Annotated in this window: 10 protein-coding genes; 5 read left to right on the plus strand and 5 right to left on the minus strand. The window is 61.6% G+C overall.

The window, feature by feature from the left end; all coding sequences use genetic code 11:
* The first annotated feature begins 186 nt into the window (after positions 1–186).
* A complete protein-coding gene (locus ACOOEX_RS08180) occupies positions 187–2,826 on the plus strand; it encodes an FG-GAP-like repeat-containing protein (RefSeq protein ID WP_420397938.1) in 2,640 nt (879 codons plus the stop codon).
* A 1,306-nt stretch (positions 2,827–4,132) separates the two neighbouring features.
* The gene (locus ACOOEX_RS08185) at positions 4,133–6,724 is read left to right on the plus strand and encodes an Ig-like domain-containing protein (protein ID WP_420397939.1); all 2,592 of its coding nucleotides are present in this window, start codon (positions 4,133–4,135) and stop codon (positions 6,722–6,724) included.
* Between the two features lie 524 nt (positions 6,725–7,248).
* Here the strand turns inward: ACOOEX_RS08185 and ACOOEX_RS08190 are convergent.
* From ACOOEX_RS08190 to ACOOEX_RS08205, 4 genes are all read right to left on the minus strand, one after another.
* Positions 7,249–10,362, minus strand: a complete 3,114-nt coding sequence (locus ACOOEX_RS08190) for a beta strand repeat-containing protein (RefSeq protein WP_420397940.1) — start codon at positions 10,360–10,362, stop codon at positions 7,249–7,251.
* Positions 10,363–10,806: 444 nt separating this feature from the next.
* Positions 10,807–11,679, minus strand: coding sequence for an FG-GAP repeat domain-containing protein (locus ACOOEX_RS08195; RefSeq protein WP_420397941.1), 873 nt, complete (start codon positions 11,677–11,679; stop codon positions 10,807–10,809).
* A gap of 86 nt (positions 11,680–11,765) precedes the next feature.
* The gene (locus ACOOEX_RS08200) at positions 11,766–12,119 is read right to left on the minus strand and encodes a hypothetical protein (RefSeq protein WP_420397942.1); all 354 of its coding nucleotides are present in this window, start codon (positions 12,117–12,119) and stop codon (positions 11,766–11,768) included.
* Entirely contained in the window at positions 12,100–14,535 is a 2,436-nt protein-coding gene (locus tag ACOOEX_RS08205) for a VWA domain-containing protein (RefSeq protein WP_420397943.1), read from the minus strand. Before ACOOEX_RS08205 ends, ACOOEX_RS08200 begins: the two co-directional genes overlap by 20 nt.
* A gap of 777 nt (positions 14,536–15,312) precedes the next feature.
* Between ACOOEX_RS08205 and ACOOEX_RS08210 the strand changes: the two genes are divergently transcribed.
* The 3 genes from ACOOEX_RS08210 to ACOOEX_RS08220 are packed head-to-tail and all read left to right on the plus strand — an operon-like array spanning position 15,313 to position 16,471.
* Entirely contained in the window at positions 15,313–15,627 is a 315-nt protein-coding gene (locus ACOOEX_RS08210) for a hypothetical protein (RefSeq protein WP_420397944.1), read from the plus strand.
* Positions 15,628–15,648: 21 nt separating this feature from the next.
* Positions 15,649–16,029 carry a hypothetical protein gene (locus ACOOEX_RS08215; protein WP_420397945.1) on the plus strand — a complete coding sequence of 127 codons (381 nt, stop codon included), beginning with the start codon at positions 15,649–15,651 and terminating at the stop codon, positions 16,027–16,029.
* Positions 16,030–16,054: 25 nt separating this feature from the next.
* Positions 16,055–16,471 (plus strand): hypothetical protein, encoded by a 417-nt coding sequence (locus ACOOEX_RS08220; protein WP_420397946.1) that lies wholly within the window; start codon positions 16,055–16,057, stop codon positions 16,469–16,471.
* A gap of 76 nt (positions 16,472–16,547) precedes the next feature.
* Here ACOOEX_RS08220 and ACOOEX_RS08225 read toward each other — a convergent pair whose 3' ends face one another.
* Positions 16,548–18,146 carry a hypothetical protein gene (locus tag ACOOEX_RS08225; RefSeq protein WP_420397947.1) on the minus strand — a complete coding sequence of 533 codons (1,599 nt, stop codon included), beginning with the start codon at positions 18,144–18,146 and terminating at the stop codon, positions 16,548–16,550.
* Between the last annotated feature and the right edge of the window lie 32 nt (positions 18,147–18,178).

Genomic DNA, 18,178 nt, shown 5'->3' on the forward strand with positions numbered 1-18,178 from the left:
TTCTTTCGGGGGAGATGCCTGGCAGCCACCGCGTTGTGCCCGGTCTTGCTGCTTTCTTCGACACGCTTTCGGCAGAACGTACCAGTCCCCGAAGATTATTCAAAGCGGCCTTTGGCTGTGCAAAAGATCATGTCCCGTTGGGGGGCCAACGCCTCCTGCCCATTGATGCAACAGCCGGGACGCAACATGGAGAGACCAGATATGTGTTTGACCTGTGCCATATTCAATCCTTTCAAAACCGATGGCGACTGGCTGCATGACACTGGCGGCGAAAACGCGCTGACCATCTCCGAAACCTCCGATGCAGCGGGAAACTCCAGCACTGTGTACGGCATGTCTTCAGGCGATTCCTTCGTTGGCACGCTTGGCTTTGACAACGATTGGGACTGGGTCGAAGTGAACCTCACGGCGGGCGTGACCTATACATTCACGATGACCGCTGGCTCGATGACGGATCCGTATCTCTATCTCTATGACGGGTCTTCAAACCCGGTTCGAAGCAATGACGATATGGGGACCGGCAACCTGAACTCCCAGATCGTCTACACCGCAACGACGAGCGGCACCTACTACATCGCCGCTGACAGCTACTACAACAGCCCCGGCTATACCGGCAGCACGGTCGACACCGGCACTTACACCCTGACCATGAGTGGCGGAGGCACCAACCCGCCGCCGCCCTCTGGCAACGACCTGCTGGACTCGATCACCTGGGGCTACACGGCCCCCTCCACCATCAACGTCTACTTCGTGCCCGGCGGCGTCAGCTTCGATGACCCATTTGACACACCACAGACCACCTCGTCCTGGAGCACATACGAACAGCAGCAGGCGATGCTGGCGTTCGAGACCTTCGAGAACGTGGCCAACGTGACTTTCAACGTGGTCACGAACCCCAACCAGGCCGATTTCTTCATGGTCGAATCCACCGACCCGGACTCCTCTCTCGGCTATTGGGGCGTCGGCGGCACCTCGGTGACGATCAACGGCACCTCCTACAACAACCTCGACGGCCACGGCGTGTTCTACAATGGCGGTCAGGGCTGGACGACGCTCGGCCAGGCACAGGGTGGCTACGGGTTCATCACCATGATCCACGAGATCGGACATGGCATGGGTCTGTCGCACCCCCATGACACCGGCGGCACGTCTTCCATCATGGACGGCGTCACCGGGCCTTTTGGCAGCCTGGGCAATTTTGACCTCAACCAGGGCATCTACACGACGATGTCCTATAACGATGGCTGGCAAACCGCCCCGCACGGTGCCAGCCCGTCGGACAATTACGGCTGGCAAGGCACGCCGATGGCCATGGATATCGCGGTTCTGCAGCAGCTCTACGGGGCCAACACCACCTTTAACAATGGCAACGACACCTACGAATTGTTCACGGTCAATCAGACGGCCTTTTCCCACGCCTACTACTCGACGATCTGGGATACCGGCGGCATTGACACGATCGTCAATCCCGGCCTGCTGTCCTCCATCATCGACCTGCGCGAGGCCCCGCTGACCTATTCGGCGAATGGCGGAGGCTATGTCTCCTATGTCACCGGGGTACATGGCGGCTTCACCATTGCGGCCGGGGCCGTCATCGAGAATGCGACCGGTGGCCGGGGGAATGACACGATCATCGGCAATGACGTGGCCAACGTGCTCGATGGCAATCTCGGCAATGACACGCTGACCGGAGGCGCCGCGGTCGATACGTTCATCTATTCCGGTGGGCAGGACGTCATCACGGACTTCAACGGGGACATTATTCGGATCAACCTGACCTCTTGGTTTGGCGATGTCAGCTCGCTGCTGGCCTCGGCAGTCGTGCAAAGCGGCAACCTCGTGCTCGACTTCGGCGGTGGCTACACGTTGACACTCAACGGTGTGACCAGCACCGCGGGCCTCGCAGGGCGCATCCGTGTTGGCGACAGCGCCCCCGAAAGCGACCTCACGGGCGACGGCACCTCCGACATTCTCTGGCGCAACGGCACGACGGGCCAGTACGGCATGTTCGACATGGCTGGCGGCACGCCCACCTGGAGCGTTCTGGGCGGCGAGAGCACCGCCTGGCAGATCGGCGGGCTCGGGGATTTCGACGGGGATGGAACCGACGATATCCTCTGGCGCAACGATACCTCCGGCGGCATCGGCTTTTCCGCCATGGGCACCGGCAGCCCGGTCTGGAACGCGCTCGGCACGGCCAGCGCGGCCTGGCAGATCATGGGCGTCGGCGACTTCAACGGCGACGGCACCGACGATATTCTCTGGCAGAACAGCAGCAATGGCGGCGTGGGCATGTTCGCCATGTCGGGCGGGTCCGCGACCTGGCAGACGATCGGCGGCTCCTCGGCGCCGTGGGAGATCGTGGCCACGGGTGACATCACCGGCGACGGGATCGACGACATCATTTGGCGCAATTCCACGACCGGCCAGGTGGGCCAGTTCGAGATGTCCTCGGCGGGCACCCCGACCTGGAGCGTCGTGGCCAATGTCTCCAACGACTGGCGGCTGGTGGGGACCGGGGATCTCGATGGCGACGGGACGGATGATTTGCTGTGGCGGCATGAGGCCAGCGGCGCTGTGGGTTACTATGCCATGGGTTCCGGTTCGCCGGTCTGGCAGGGCCTCGGGCAAGCCAGCTTCGATTGGGACATCGTGGGTGCGGGCGACTACAATGGCGATGGCACCGACGACATCCTGTGGCGGAACGTCAATACCGGAACGGTCGGCATGTACGACATGGATGGCGGCCCCACCTGGCAAACCATCGGCCAGGCAGGCCTCGTCTGGGACGTCGAGGGGCAGTTCGTGGATGAGTTCGTGTTCTGAGGCATGCTTGACGAGGGGGCAATTGCTTGCCTCCTTCCGCTGCCTTCGAAGGCGTTTCTGGCGCCTTGCCGGGTAAGGACACCGACCTGCCCAATTTCGGAACGGTCGGTTCAAGCCTCCCACAAAACAGTACCAATCCAACCATTGCCCCTACAGACCAACGCACCAAACAATGAGGCCGGTCCAGCTTCATCGCTTGATGCGTCGTGCAGCGGTCTCGGTGGGTCTCGCCCGTCGCGCGGACGCGCGTGATCCGCCACCGAAAAGGTTTTCTTTGCAAAGCAACCGGAAAAACCTATACCTTGCGGATAGGGTTTTGGTCATCTTTCCCGATCCATCGCACAGTGTGCGATCGGCTGATTTGTCCGGAATTTTGGAATTCTTTGAAGGCGCGGATTTGATCTGGCGTCATTTGACAATGCTGCCTGCGGTTTTTCTTCGGTTGAGAGTGTGAAGGCGGTTTACAGGGGATGAAGAGATGCCAACGCCAAGCACTGTATCACCGTACTCAGCCTTCAAGGCCGGTATGGAAGCATATTCACTTTTTAACGACCTCTTTGGCGCAGACCCGATGGTCGAGATCAACGCCAAGCTGGATGAGCTTCTGGCATTGACTCAAACCCTAGTGGCAAATGTTGAACTCAACCGACAGACCATCATCCAAACATACATATCCGGTATCCATTCGGACATGCAGCAGACACTGATTTACTGGCAGCAATATGCCGGGAACGGAGACCCCGTCCTCCGTCAGAACGCCATCGACAGCTCTATTGAAGCATTGGCGGACATCACATCTTATGCCACCTTTGCTCCGGTCGAACGGGTTGCACTCGCACCGATGATGGTCGCAGCGACAGCTCTTCGTCTGCAAATCATGGAAACCTTGCAGGACAGCGCCTATTCCGCAGAGCTGAGAGGTGAAGTTACCGGCGCGATCGCTAACCTTCAATCGATGCTGGTCCCGCTCCGCGACGAGCTTGAACAGAACATCGTCGTCAGAATTTCAAACGTCGAGTTGGCATTTTCCGAGCCCTTGATTTTTGGCGAAGCTTGGTATGTGACGCTGCAGTTCTTGACCGACAGCACGGAACCTAATCAGCTCGCGAGCACCACACAGATTAGGTACTTACATGATCCTTGGCAACATTTAGCCAATTCATCAGGCCTTATTGGAGATGCAGGTTATATTCCGAGTCTCGCCTACGCTACCCCTGAAGTCGGTGATATTATCAATACTCCCGACTTCCTGGCATGGATTGAGAGGCATGGCTGGGCCGCGCAGGCCGCACTGGGGATCGACCCCGTGGTCGACGTTGATTATGACCGCGCTGGTGGCAACCAGCTTGAGGAGCTGATCTCCACTATGCAGGGGCTGATCACGGGTCAATGGTTTGAGGGCTCCAACAACGTCAACGATTTTCTGGAACGCGACTTTGACGACCCCGACCAGGACCTGCCGGACGTGTTTGATGGCTACAGCGGCAACGACAGTCTAAGCGGTGCAGATGGCGACAACGTTCTGCGCGGCGGGGACGGCAACGACCTTCTGCTGGGCGGGGGCGGCAACGACACCCTGCGCGGCGGCAATGACGACGACAGGCTGCATGGCGGCACCGGCAATGACGACATAGATGGTGGTGACGGGACAGACATCGTCATTTATGCCACTTCTGACACTGCTGTGTGGGTCGATCTGCGCGACGAGGATGGGCAGAACACGGGCCAGGGTCGAGACACGATCTCCAATGTGGAGAACGTCGAAGGCAGCTTCTACAACGACACGCTGATTGGCAATGATTTCGATAATCTGCTTATCGGCCGGGATGGCGGCGATCAGATTTTCGGGGAAAACGGCGACGACACTCTGGAAGGGGGTGAAGGCGACGATACCCTGGTTGGCGGCGGCGACACCGACACGGCGGTCTATTCCAGTTTTGCCCTGTCCGCCACGGTCGATCTGGCCATCAGCGGTTCGCAGAACACCGGCGATTTCGGCAATGACCAGCTGTTCAGCATCGAAAACCTGATCTCGGGGAATGGTGCGGATCAGCTGCGGGGAGACGGCAACAACAATCGTCTGGACTCCGGTGCGGGCAATGACACGCTTTCAGGACGGGGCGGCAATGACACGCTGAATGGCGGGTCGGGCATAGATACGTTCATATATACCGGCGGTGCCGATGTGATCGAGGATTTCAACGGCGATCTGCTCGACATGTCCACCATGTGGTTCTGGGGTCAGGCGCAACTGCTTGCGATTGCTCAGGTCCAGAACGGCAACCTCTTCTTCAATTTCGGTGGCGGCGACACGCTGACGCTGATCGGCATCACCGATGCGTCGGTTCTTCAAGGGCGGCTGGTGGGGATCAATACCTCTCCCACGGCAGTCGCCGACACCGCAACGACCGACGAAGACAACGCGGTTCTGATCGACGTGCTGGCCAATGACACCGACCCGGACACGACCGACACCCTGACCGTCGGATCGGCCAGCATCCAATCCGGGCTCGGCACGGTCAGCATCGCGGCGGATGACAGGTCCATCACCTATGATCCGGGCACGGCCTATCAATACCTCGCCACCGGCCAGTCCGCGACCGTTGAGGTGCTCTACGAGGTGACGGATGGCAACGGCGGCACCTCGTCGGCGGTCGCAACGGTGACCGTGACGGGCGCCAATGACCAGCCCACGGCAGTCGCCGACACCGCCACCACCGACGAAGACAACGCGGTTCTGATAGACGTGCTGGCCAATGACACCGACCCGGACACGACCGACACCCTGACCGTCGGATCGGCGAGTATCCAATCGGGGCTCGGCACGGTCAGCATCGCGGCGGATGGTAGTTCGATCACCTATGATCCGGGCACGGCCTATCAGCACCTCGCCACCGGCCAGTCCGCGACCGTTGAGGTGCTCTACGAAGTGACGGATGGCAACGGCGGCACGTCATCGGCGGTCGCAACGGTGACCGTGAATGGGGTCAGTTCCACCACCGACGTGGACAGCGACCTGACCGGCGATGGCACCTCCGATATCCTCTGGCGCAACGGCACGACGGGCCAGTACGGCATGTTCGACATGGCGGGCGGCACGCCGACCTGGAGCGTTCTGGGGGGCGAGAGCACCGCCTGGCAGATCGGCGGGCTCGGGGATTTCGATGGGGACGGCACCGACGATATCCTCTGGCGCAACGATACCTCCGGCGGCATCGGCTTTTCCGCCATGGGCACCGGCAGCCCGGTCTGGAACGCGCTCGGCACGGCCAGCGCGGCCTGGCAGATCATGGGCGTGGGCGATTTCAACGGCGATGGCACCGACGATATTCTCTGGCAGAACAGCAACAATGGCGGCGTCGGCATGTTCGCCATGTCGGGCGGATCGGCCAGTTGGCAGACGATCGGCGGCTCCTCGGCCCCGTGGGAGATCGTGGCCACGGGAGACATCACCGGTGACGGGATCGACGACATCATCTGGCGGAACGCGACGACCGGCCAGGTGGGCCAGTTCGAGATGTCCTCGGCGGGCACCCCGACCTGGAGCGTGGTGGCCAATGTCTCCAACGACTGGCGGCTGGTGGGGACCGGCGATCTCGATGGCGACGGCACGGATGACCTGCTGTGGCGGCATGAAAGCTCGGGCGCCGTGGGCTATTACTCCATGGGTTCCGGCACGCCGACATGGCAGGGCCTCGGGCAAGCCAGTTTCGACTGGGATATCGTGGGCGTGGGCGACTACAATGGCGACGGCACGGACGATATCCTGTGGCGGAACGTCAATACCGGAACGGTCGGCATGTACGACATGGATGGCGGGCCAAGCTGGCAAACCATCGGCCAGGCCGCACTGGCTTGGGACGTCGAGGGGCAGTTCGTGGACGAATTTGTGTTCTGAGCGGCGCTAAGCCTGGATGGAGATTCGGAGCAGGCAGGTGACAGGATGGTCATCTGCCTGCTCTATCCTTGTCAGAATGGCGGTTGCGGCAGATGGCAACTGACCTGCGCCTCTCGATAAAGGCGACAGCCTTCCAGACCAGTCTCCCAAATTCTTTCCCGGCTTGTCCCTTTGGAAGGCACCCAAGGCGACAATCCAGGGCTGAAGCTCGTTCGAGACGGTCTGCAGAACCGCTTTCTGCGCCTTGCTCAGCGACCACGCCGGGTCATTCGGACGATCGCATTTGACCATTGCCATGTGTCGACGGAGGCAGGGCCGGCGTTCATCGCGACGGACCTGACTCGGCTTTCTATTCTTCAGTTGGGGACCAGCCTACCAGCGGCGGGCAACAGGCTGATATCCCGGCAGGATACTTATCCAATCTCGGGTATCACGTACCTGAAATTGAGCGGTAGTCGCCAAGAGCGAAGACACTATACAGTCATCCGCAGGTCCTGCAGCCGGTGTCGGCTGATCCGTCCCCCTCAGAACACAAATTCGTCCACGAACTGCCCTTCGACGTCCCAGACGAGGCCAGCCTGGCCGATGGTCTGCCAGCTTGGCCCGCCATCCATGTCGTACATGCCGACCGTGCCGGTATTGACGTTCCGCCACAGGATGTCGTCCGTTCCGTCGCCATTGTAGTCGCCCACGCCCACGATATCCCAATCGAAACTGGCTTGCCCGAGGCCCTGCCAGACCGGCGAACCGGAACCCATGGCGTAGTAACCCACAGCGCCGCTGGTCTCATGCCGCCACAGCAGGTCATCCGTGCCGTCGCCATCGAGATCGCCGGTCCCCACCAGCCGCCAGTCGTTGGAGACATTGGCCACCACGCTCCAGGTCGGGGTGCCCGCCGAGGACATCTCGAACTGGCCCACCTGGCCGGTCGTCGCGTTCCGCCAGATGATGTCGTCGATCCCGTCACCGGTGATGTCTCCCGTGGCCACGATCTCCCACGGGGCCGAGGAGCCGCCGATCGTCTGCCAACTGGCCGATCCGCCCGACATGGCGAACATGCCGACGCCGCCATTGTTGCTGTTCTGCCAGAGAATATCGTCGGTGCCATCGCCGTTGAAATCGCCCACGCCCATGATCTGCCAGGCCGCGCTGGCCGTGCCGAGCGCGTTCCAGACCGGGCTGCCGGTGCCCATGGCGGAAAAGCCGATGCCGCCGGAGGTATCGTTGCGCCAGAGGATATCGTCGGTGCCGTCCCCATCGAAATCCCCGAGCCCGCCGATCTGCCAGGCGGTGCTCTCGCCCCCCAGAACGCTCCAGGTCGGCGTGCCGCCCGCCATGTCGAACATGCCGTACTGGCCCGTCGTGCCGTTGCGCCAGAGAATGTCGGAGGTGCCATCACCGGTCACATCGCTTATGACGTCAGGTGTTGCTGCCCCAAGGATCCGGCCCTGAAGAACCGAGGCATCGGTGATGCCGTTCAGAGTCAGCGTGTTGCCCCCCCCGAAATCGAGCACAAGGTTGCCGCTGACAACAGTGGCATCCGCGATCAATTGCGCGTCGGTCCCCGTCCAGATGGAGGACGAGATTCCGATCAGATCACCGTTGAAATCGGTGATTACATCCGCGCCGCCATTGTAGATGAAGCTGTCCTCGCCCGCGCCGCCGGTCAGCGTGTCGTTGCCGGTTCCGGTCTCAAACCGGTTGTCCTCGGCATCGCCCGTGACCTGTGCGTCATAGCTGCCGCGCAGCATCAGGGCTTCGACATTGGAGATGGAGTCCGACAGGTTCGGGTTGCCCAACTGCCCGGAATACCCCGTGGTGAGGTCGAGCTGATAGACGAAGCCTGCGGGCAGGGTAAACCCGTTCAGGTCGATTTCCAGCGTGTCGAACCCGTCACCACCGTCGACCGTATCACTGCCGGAATTCAGCCGAATCCAGTCATTGCCCCCGGCGGCATTGATCGAGTCGTCACCGCCCCGGTCTTCGAAGTAGTTGTCGTTACCATCCCCGATCAGCGTGTCGTTCCGGTCGGTGCCGGCAACGCCCTCGATCCCGCTGAGGCTGTCAGTATCGCCATAGCTGTCGGTCGCAACACCGGTCGCGAGGTTCACATTGACCCCGTTGGTCCCGCCCTCGAGCCAGTACTGGACCATGTCCCAACCGCCATTGCCGTTGATCGTATCGTTGCCTGCTTCACCGACCCAGGACTCGTTGCCCTGCCCGGTGCCGGAGCCGCCGTTCGATCCATTGAAGACATCCGCGTCCTGCGTGCCTTCGAAATGGTCGGCATAGGTGAAGGTATCATTCACGACTCCGGCGTTGTTGCTGGTGGTCGTCCCGGTGCCGTTCGCGCCGACCGTGATGACAACCCCGCCCGTGCCCGCGACGTTTTCATAGATGACGTCGATACCGCCACCGCTGCGGTCAGCGAAGGCCTGGGCATGACCGATGATGGTGTTGTTGCCGGTGCCACCCTGGATGATGTCGCCATAGCCCTGGGACGCGGAATCGCCGCCGGATGCGTCGAGTGTATCGTTGCCGTCGCCGCCCCGAATGTTATCGCGGCCTCCGCCGCCGGCTATGGTGTCATTGCCATCGAGACCATCCAGCTCGTTGTCCTGATCGTCGCCGATGATCGTGTCACCAGAATTCGAGCCCATGACCCGTTCGAACCCAGAGAGGGAGTCCGTATCGCCAAACCCGTCAATGGCAATGCCGGTCATCAGGTTGACGTTCACGCCAGCAGCGCCGCCGTAATTGGCGTCCCGGTCATAGCGGACACGGTCATTTCCGTCGCCGCCAATCAGTGTATCGTTGCCATCGAGACCGCGCATCTGGTTGCTGCCAGAGTCGCCGGTGATGTGGTCGTCATGCATCGACCCGCGAACCATCTCGAAATTCGCGATCGTGTCATTGCCCGCGCCGCCCGTGGCGGTACCGGTCACAAGGTTGACGGTCACGCCGGAGGTGGCATCGTCATAGACGACCTGGTCGTAATCGTCACCGCCATCGAGGGAGTCGTCACCTTGGCCGCCGCGGATGTAGTCATCCCCCGCGCCGCCGGTGATTGTGTCATTGCCCCCCTGGCCGGAAAGGTCGTCATCCCCTGCGCCACCGTTGAACAGCTCGGGGTCGTCGTAACCGACCCAGTAGTCATCAACGGTCACGGTTCCGTTCGGGAAGGTCAGCGGGTCGAATGCGGTGTTGGGCGCGTAGGTGCCGGTCGCATAGCTGGCACCGGTGAAACTGGCGTTGATGGCATCCCATTCTGCCTGGCTGGTCGGGATCGCCAGGTTTCCATCGATCGGATAGAAGTACTCCCGCCCCGTGGCGGAGTTCTGGAGCACAAGAATCGTGGCGCTGGACCCGTTGCTGAAGCTGGCCTCGAACACCCAGGTGAGATCCACGCTGGTCGCCATCCCGTCGATACGCACATCGCCGGCGCCGTTCACGGGTACGATATCCGCTTCGAGGATTTGGCCGTTGCCGATCGTTTCGCTGTTCGGGATGATGCTGTAGATCAGGCTCGCGCCTTCCGAGATCGTAAGCGTCAACGTCGATGTCCCGACATAGGCGTTGTCGCCGTTGATCTGGGTGTTGTTGTCAGTCTCAAACCCTTGAAGTGTAATGCTAGGCATGGCGTTCCCCCGAACAGTTCCGTTCACAATGTCTTTGCGGCCGATGGCTATCCACCTGCGCGCGGTTCAGATCAAAATAGTATGCCTTTTTTTCGTTTGTCCAGTTCTTAGAACCACTTGGCGTCACTACAGCCCGTGTTGCCACCGAAGGGGGGACCTTTCGCATTTGCCTTGTGACTGCCCGCTTGAACCGGACAGCCATTCATGGCGTTGTGAGGTTGCCCCGAGGTTGCCGGGTGGAAAGAGGGGCCTCCCCTCGTAGGCGCATTCGACGATGGTAATGCCTTGCGGAGGGTGACCGAGCTTTCAGGAGGAAACCTCGCGTTGACGGGCTTCCGGCACCAGGTCGGGACAGGTGCAAGGGCGGGTCAGCCCATGCGGGGTAACGGGCCGATCAGGGACGGGAACCGCAGCTAACGTCAGCGGCTCTCCTCCACGCACGGCTCAGAAGACGAATTCGTCCACGAACTGGCCCTCGACGTCCCATTCCAGCCCGGCCTGGCCGATGGTCTGCCAGCTTGGGCTGCCGCCCCCCATGTCATACATGCCGACCGTACCGCTATTGATGTTCCGCCACAGGATGTCGTCCGTTCCGTCGCCATTATAATCGCCGGTCCCGACAATATCCCAATCAAAGCTCGCCTGCCCCAGGCCCTGCCAGACCGGCGTGCCAGAGCCCATGGCGTAGTAGCCGACCGCGCCCGTGCTCTCGTGCCGCCACAGCAAATCGTCCGTGCCGTCGCCATCGAGATCACCGGTCCCCACCAGCCGCCAGTCGGTCGAGACATTGGCAACGACGCTCCAACTGGCCGTTCCGCTGTCCGACATCTCGAACTGGCCGACCTGGCCGGTCGTCGCGTTCCGCCAGATGATATCGTCGATCCCGTCGCCGGTGGTGTCGCCGGTTGCCACAATCTCCCACGGGGCAGATGATCCGCCAATGGTCTGCCAGCTGGCCGTGCCGCCCGACATGGCGAACATGCCGACGCCGCCATTGCTGCTGTTCTGCCAGAGAATATCGTCGGTGCCGTCGCCGTTGAAATCGCCGACGCCCACGATGCCCCACGCGGAACTGGCCTGCCCCAAGGCATTCCAGACCGGGCTGCCGGTGCCCATGGCGGAAAAGCCGATGCCGCCGGAGCTGTCATTGCGCCAGAGAATATCGTCGGTGCCATCCCCGTCGAAATCGCCAAGACCTGCGATCTGCCAGGCGGTGCTTTCAGATCCGAGCACCTGCCAGGTCGCGTTGCCATTCTGCATCTCGAACATGCCGTACTGGCCCGTCGTCCCGTTCCGCCACAGAATGTCGCTGGTCATGTCCCCATTGAGGTCGCTGGCCACAGATTGCGTGCCACCCGTAATACGGCCCGCAAGGGACGCAGTACTTGTCACACCGTTCAGCGTCAGCGTGTTTCCGCCACCGAAATCCAGAACGAGATTGCCGGCTGCACGACCGCGGCAGAGAGCACACTGGCCAGGTTGCCCGACCAGAACGCGGGATCGATCTCGATCAGATCATTTGAGAAGTCCTCGATGACATCCGCGCCACCGTTGAGCGTGTCATCGCCGTCACCGCCCGACAGCGTGTCAGCCCCGTCACGTCCCACAAGCAGGTTATCACCCTCGTTGCCAATCAGCGAATTGGCCCCGTCGTCACCACGGGCCGTTGCATCAATGGTGCCGATCAGTTGGACGGCCTCGAAATCGCCGAGGAAATTGCTGCCCAGGTTGGACAGGTCAATCGTCGTTCGGGACACGATGGTATCCGTATCGCCGGCCCCCCCCGGTGCTTTCATCGACAAGATCGCTGCCATCGACATAGTAGACATCGTCGCCAATGCCGACCGTCAAGGTATCGGCCCCGCTTCCGCCGATCAGCGTATCATCGCCGCCATCTCCGAAGAGCCTGTCATCGTCAGACCCGCCATCGAGCAGATCATGACCGGTGCCGCCAACCAACAGGTCATCGCCGCTTTCGCCCATCAGCGTATCGTTGCCGCCATCCCCATCGAGGGAGTCATCGCCCGCACCACCGACCAGCGTATCGTCCCCGACGATGAGGGCCTCGTTGGGAACGGTCAGTGAAACGGAAACCTCCGTTTCGCTTGAATCCGATGCAACCAGAATGACTTCGATCGTGTCGCCAGCGGTTGTCGAAAGACCGTCTATGGTCGCGTTATACTGAAGGCCGAGCGGCGTGGACGAGAATTCCACACCGTCCACGGTCCGCACGAGGACCCCATTGACGTAGATTTCCAGCCTGTCGACCTCGCTTGTGTCCACCGGAGAACCGGTCAGACCACCGGTCAGCGTCGACGGTTCAAGCACGCGAATGGCGCTGCCATGGCTTGTTCCGTCATCGACCAGATCGAGCTGATCGAGGTTGGCGGAGGTGCCGAGCCCGAAGGCATTGATCGTCGCATTCAGCCCGTTGCCGTCGATCAGCGTTGCGACCTCGTCGGAATAGGTGCCGCCGTTATGGGCACCATCCGAAATGAAATAAACGACATTCTGGCCACTTCCCATACCCTGAAGGGCCAGGATCGCCTGCTGAAGCGCATCTTCGAAATCCGTGCTCCCGCTCGCTCTCATGTCCTCCAGAACCGCATTCACGCCGCCAAGTGCCGGTCCGCTATAGGTGGTGACGGCACTTCCGGCAAACTCGACGACTGCAACGTCCGAACCGGAGAACCCTGCCGCGACAAGACTGTCATTCAGCGACTGGAATGCGGCAACGGTGCCATCCAGCAATGTGTTGGTCTGGCCATCGTTGTTGAGGTCACCAACGGTTTCGGTTCCTGAAAAGCTTCCGCTCATCGAAGAGGACGTGTCGATCACATAGACGATATTGTAATCGCTGCCTTGGTTGGGAATCCGGTTCACGATCCCCGAGATTTCAATGCTGGTCCCGTCGGAACTGTCGGGAATTGTCACCGAGAGCGCCAGATCCTGACCGGTTTCCGCAACCGTGACGACGTCCGAGGCCGTCTGGGTCAGATCCCCGTCACCATCGATACGATCGTCGCCATCGCCGCCACTGACAAGATCGTTGCCCTCGCCTGCATTGACGGTATCGTCACCTCCCCCGGCGACAATGGCGTCGTCGCCTTGCAGGCCGTCGATTTCCTCACCGCGATCGGTGCCGACAAGAAGATCGGCAGCCGCCGTGCCCTCGATTGTGACCGTGCCCATGTCCATCGAGAAGACGGAGATGCCATCGTCGTTAAGGCCGCCCACCACCAGCAAGCCCTGACCGTCAACCTCGACGAATTCCAGATAAGCGGCGCCATCGAGTTCCAATGCGGCATCTTCGGAATCGAAAACACTGTCCACCTGCATCAGGCTGCCATCGCCTTCGATGGAGAACAGGGTGATGCCATCATCAATTTCCAGCGTTGCGGCGAGGTAGGTTGTGCCCCCGAACTCGAAAATGTCCAGATCCTGGATACCGTTCAGGCTCAGCGTCGTTGAATCGCTGTAGTTGAAGACGTTGACCGCAGCCCCCCCGGCACCTACCGAAAAGACCGAAATGCCATCATCGCTGTTGCCCGCGACATACATTAAAAGCGTGCCACCGATTATCGCCGCCTCGACCCCGTGTGCGCGGGAGAGTTCGAGAGTGCCCGTGTCGGTCAGGCTGTTCAGAAGGGTAAGCTGGCCAGAGGCCGACAGGCTGAATATCCCGACACCGCTTTCATCATGGCCGGTGGCAAAGACAAAAGACGTGCCCATGTATTCGATGAACGCGGTATCCGCGGGGCCGTTCAGCGCAAGAGCCGGGGAATCGGCATCGTCAATATTGTCGGTGTTGGTCAATTGGCCGTTCGCACCGATCTGAAACACGCTCAGTCCGTCATCGTAATAGCCCTGGGTGATCAGGAACTGGTTACCGCCGGATGTGGCAATGGTCAGCTCTCCGAGCGACCCGTCCAGCTGGAGATCCGTATCGTCGCTGTCGAAGACGGTCTGAACGCGGGTCAGCATACCGTCCGCATCGACCTGATAGACCGTAATCGCGTCAGAAACTTCCCCTGCCGCATAGAGATACGTAGTGCCACTCACCACTGTGGACGCAAAACCGGAGACACCGTTAAGCCCGGCACCCGACATCTGCGGCACGGTTCCGATCTCGGTCAGCGTTCCGTCCGCACGCAGTTCGGAAATGATGATCACATCGGCAAAGGTTGCTGCGGTAAAGACAAACGTCCGATCGCCGATTGTAACGATCTCAATACCGCTTGCACCGTTATAGTCTGTTCCGCCGGCACTATCCGTAAAATAGAGCTCTGTTAATGACAGCGTAACCCCCAATACACTTAGGCCCTTGCTATTTCACCGAAACAGCTTTGAGAAAAACACGGTTCTCTGAAATCAATGGCAGCACATTCGACCTGATTTCCGGAATTGGAAACCTTTACAGGATCAGAATTGCGTTATTCCGGCACTGACTCAAGCCGGAATTCCTGGCTTCCGGGTTCGGCGGGCGTTGGCCAAGACTGCCGAAGCCCTCCGCCACTCCCCGTAGGATGGCCCGCGTAGCAGCCCTGCCATCCGGCCCTGGAATGCCATGCTGCACAACCGACGGGACAAAAGCTCAGATCTGTTGGGACATGCAGGTGGCGCGTCCCTTGGCCTTGAAGTACTTCAACCTGCCGAAGCCTCGATACAGTATCTTCGGGTGCTCTCGTTTCCCAGCCACCGCTGATCCTCCAAATCGCACGACAAATCTATCCCAGGTGGTGGACCACTTTCACGAGACTACTCCATCTGCATTAGTTCGGAATTCTCAACAACATGGCAGCAGAGACCCCTTGCACGGCTTCTCGGTTCACAAATAGTTCGAAGCGCTCCTGATATACATCATCAAATAACCTCTGTCTTGGACAGCGGAAAAAAACGCCCAAACCCCCCGCTTTGCTCCGTCACACAACATTGAACGGAGATACCAACATGACCCTCAAGCTTCTCACCGCCGCCGCAACCGCAGCCCTTATCGCCAGCTCGGCCGCGGCACAGGTTTCCCCCAACGTGAACGTCTATGTGGACGGCTACGGCAACGTGGTCGACGTGGATGTCGACGTGCATGTGCAAACCGGCGGCGGCAACGTCCCCAATTGGGCACCAGCGCCGGACTGGGCCGGGTACTGCGCCCTTCTGAACTACTACGGCGAGATCATCCACGAGCGACCGCTTTACCACGACGAATGGCTCTTCCCCGGGGAAGCCTGCTGGATCGACGGCTACGTCGGCACCGCCATCTACTGAGCCTGAAAGGAGGTCAGACCCATGCGTCATTCCATCAAAACCCTCACCCTTGTCCTCGCCCTCGCCGCCGGTTTTGCGGCGAAGGCCCAGGCCGACTGCCCGGGCCGGGCCGAGATCGACGTCACCGGGCGCGGAATCGCGCTCGACATCCACGAAGGCGATGGCTGCGGTGATCTTGTGGTCTGGGCCGACGGTCAGGGCCACCGTGCCATGATCGAGACTTCAGGCACAGCGCCACGGACCCAAGCCTTCATCCACGGATCCGGAGCACAGATCGACGTCCTGAACCCCGGAGCCGACGTCATGGTCTTCGCCGGAACCTGCCCTCCCGGTCACCGCCAGGTGCCGATCGTGGCGAACCCGAACACAGGCTTCGATCTTCGGATCTTGCGCTGCGATTGACCCGATCCAGAAAGGAAACATGGACATGAGCATCGAGATTTCTTCCATCATGGGCGCGATCCTGCTGATCCTGACAGGTCCTCAGGCCAGCGCTCCACCCGCCCCCGAGCCTGCGGCGCCGATCCAGGCTCCGACGATCACGCAAACAACGGAACCACCGGCTGAGCTGACCTGTTCCCTAATGAATAATGTCGAGGAAGAGGCGCATCGTTACGAGGTGCGGCTTACTGCGGGTGACAGCCCCGCATCGGGCAGCTTCCGCTACAGTTTCGAACAGGGCGGCACCAGTCAGGTGCGGCTCGTCCGAGGGGGTAGCTTCAACCTCGCGCCGGGCGAAACCGTCACGCTCGGCAGCCAGCGCATCTCGCTGACGGGGACCGAGCCACCAGAGCTCGAGATGCAGATCGACGGCGCGCCCGTCGCCTGTGGCCCTGCGCGTTGACGCGCGCTGCGCGGGCCGGGACGACCTACCCGGCCCGTGCCGTTTCGCTTTCTACCGGAGCCAACCGATGCCGCCCCTAGCTCTCGCCTCCGTAGATCTGCATAAACACCTCGGCGAAGGTCGCGCGGTCGGTCGCGAAAGCTGTCGCAAGATCGCGCACGGCGAGCCAATCCAGCAACATGGCGATTTCCTCGCGCAACGGTCGAAGCCAGGGGGCGCCCTCCCGCAGCGCGGCAGTGATAGCCGGATCTTCCGCATCCTGCCGCCGGAACCCCACGCGGTTGACTGCGCGGAAGGCGCGTGCAAGCTCAGCCGCCTCGGGCGCGGCACGGACCAGCTCAGCCGCCGCAGCATAGTCGTTGCTCGTGTCTCGCAGCGCCGCGAGCACTATGTCGCGCAGGGAATCGAGCGCAAGCACCAGCCCATCCGCCGGGCTGCGGCGCAAGAGATCCCATGCGGCGGCCAGGTGCAGCCCTGCGATGGCCTCGTGGCGCGCCGACCAATCCTCGCGAACCGCCGCATAGTCTCGGATATCTTGCGGCAATCCGATCGCGGCGCCGCCGCGCGCGGCCTCGACGGCTCGGGCCTGCGCGGCGCCAAAGACCGCGAAACGCAGCCAGGTCAGCAGAAGCGCTGGCTCTGGCCGGGCATCCCCGAAGGCGCTGCTTCCCCTTGGATCGGGGGGGGTGCCCTCGGCGGGGGACGTTGCGGCAAAAGCGGTGGCCAGCACCGCATGCTCGCGCGCCGTGATCCATTTGACCGCCGCTGCCCCAGGGGCAGAAAGCATCGCCAAGGGCGATATCCAGGGGGCCATGTCAGCGCCATCCGCCCGCCCCTCCGCAACATCAAACCGTGCAAGGTCGATCCCGCCCTCTTCGTCGCTGGCCGAGGTGCTGAGCGGAATGTCGAGCGCGGCACCGGTAGCTGCCTCATCCAGCGCGATCCGGTAGGCCACGAGCTGCCGCACCGCGTTGCGCCACAACCGGAATCCGTCCGGCCCTTCACCCGCGGGGGCCTGTTCGCGCCAGAAGTCGAGGATGACCGCATCGTCGATGTCGCGAGCGGTGCCAACGCCACGCCCCTGCAAGAACCCGCGGATCACCCTGGCCTGGCGCAACAGATGCTCGCGCTGAAGGCGCGGATGCAGCCAGTCCAGCACCGCCTTGTGCAGGTGCCCCGCCACTTCTGCCGCCGAGACCGTGCCCCGCAGAAGCGGCGCCAGCAGATCCCGAACTTCGGCATATCCCAACATGGCCTGCGCGGCGTCAAGATAGGCCGCGGCAGCGGGCGCGCGACGCAGGTCGAAGATGAAGGCCGTCCCACCGGCAGCACGCAGATGCGGCGCCTCCAGCACCAGCTTGGGGTCGCTGCGGCCGAACAGGCGCATGAATCCCCTGCTGCGCAGCACGGGCAGGCTGTCGTTAAGCGCCCCGACATAGCCGTGCGGGTGCAGCGGATCGACCAGCGCTGCGAGACGAACAGCAAGATGTGCAAGGCCCGGCAGCGCCCGTCCACGACCCGCGAAACAGGCCAGAAGAAATGGCTGCAGCCGGGGGGGCACCCGGGGCTGTCCATCGGGGCCGGTCGCGCCGGTGATCGCCAGCACCAGATCGCGCAGTTCCTCGGCCCGGTCCGAAGACCGCGCTGGAAAGCGGATAACCTGAGCAGGTGCCATGCGCGCCGGTGTCCTTCGATTGCCTGTTTTGC

Source organism: Nioella sp., from assembly GCF_965215655.1.
GTDB lineage: Bacteria > Pseudomonadota > Alphaproteobacteria > Rhodobacterales > Rhodobacteraceae > Nioella.

Excerpts from the sequence above, each read along its gene's own strand:
- ACOOEX_RS08195 (WP_420397941.1), bottom strand. The coding sequence starts at position 11,679 with ATGACCAGCGACATTCTGTGGCGGAACGGGACGACGGGCCAGTACGGC.
- ACOOEX_RS08210 (WP_420397944.1), top strand. The coding sequence starts at position 15,313 with ATGACCCTCAAGCTTCTCACCGCCGCCGCAACCGCAGCCCTTATCGCC.
- ACOOEX_RS08225 (WP_420397947.1), bottom strand. The coding sequence starts at position 18,146 with ATGGCACCTGCTCAGGTTATCCGCTTTCCAGCGCGGTCTTCGGACCGG.
- ACOOEX_RS08220 (WP_420397946.1), top strand. The coding sequence starts at position 16,055 with ATGAGCATCGAGATTTCTTCCATCATGGGCGCGATCCTGCTGATCCTG.
- ACOOEX_RS08215 (WP_420397945.1), top strand. The coding sequence starts at position 15,649 with ATGCGTCATTCCATCAAAACCCTCACCCTTGTCCTCGCCCTCGCCGCC.
- ACOOEX_RS08190 (WP_420397940.1), bottom strand. The coding sequence starts at position 10,362 with ATGCCTAGCATTACACTTCAAGGGTTTGAGACTGACAACAACACCCAG.
- ACOOEX_RS08180 (WP_420397938.1), top strand. The coding sequence starts at position 187 with ATGGAGAGACCAGATATGTGTTTGACCTGTGCCATATTCAATCCTTTC.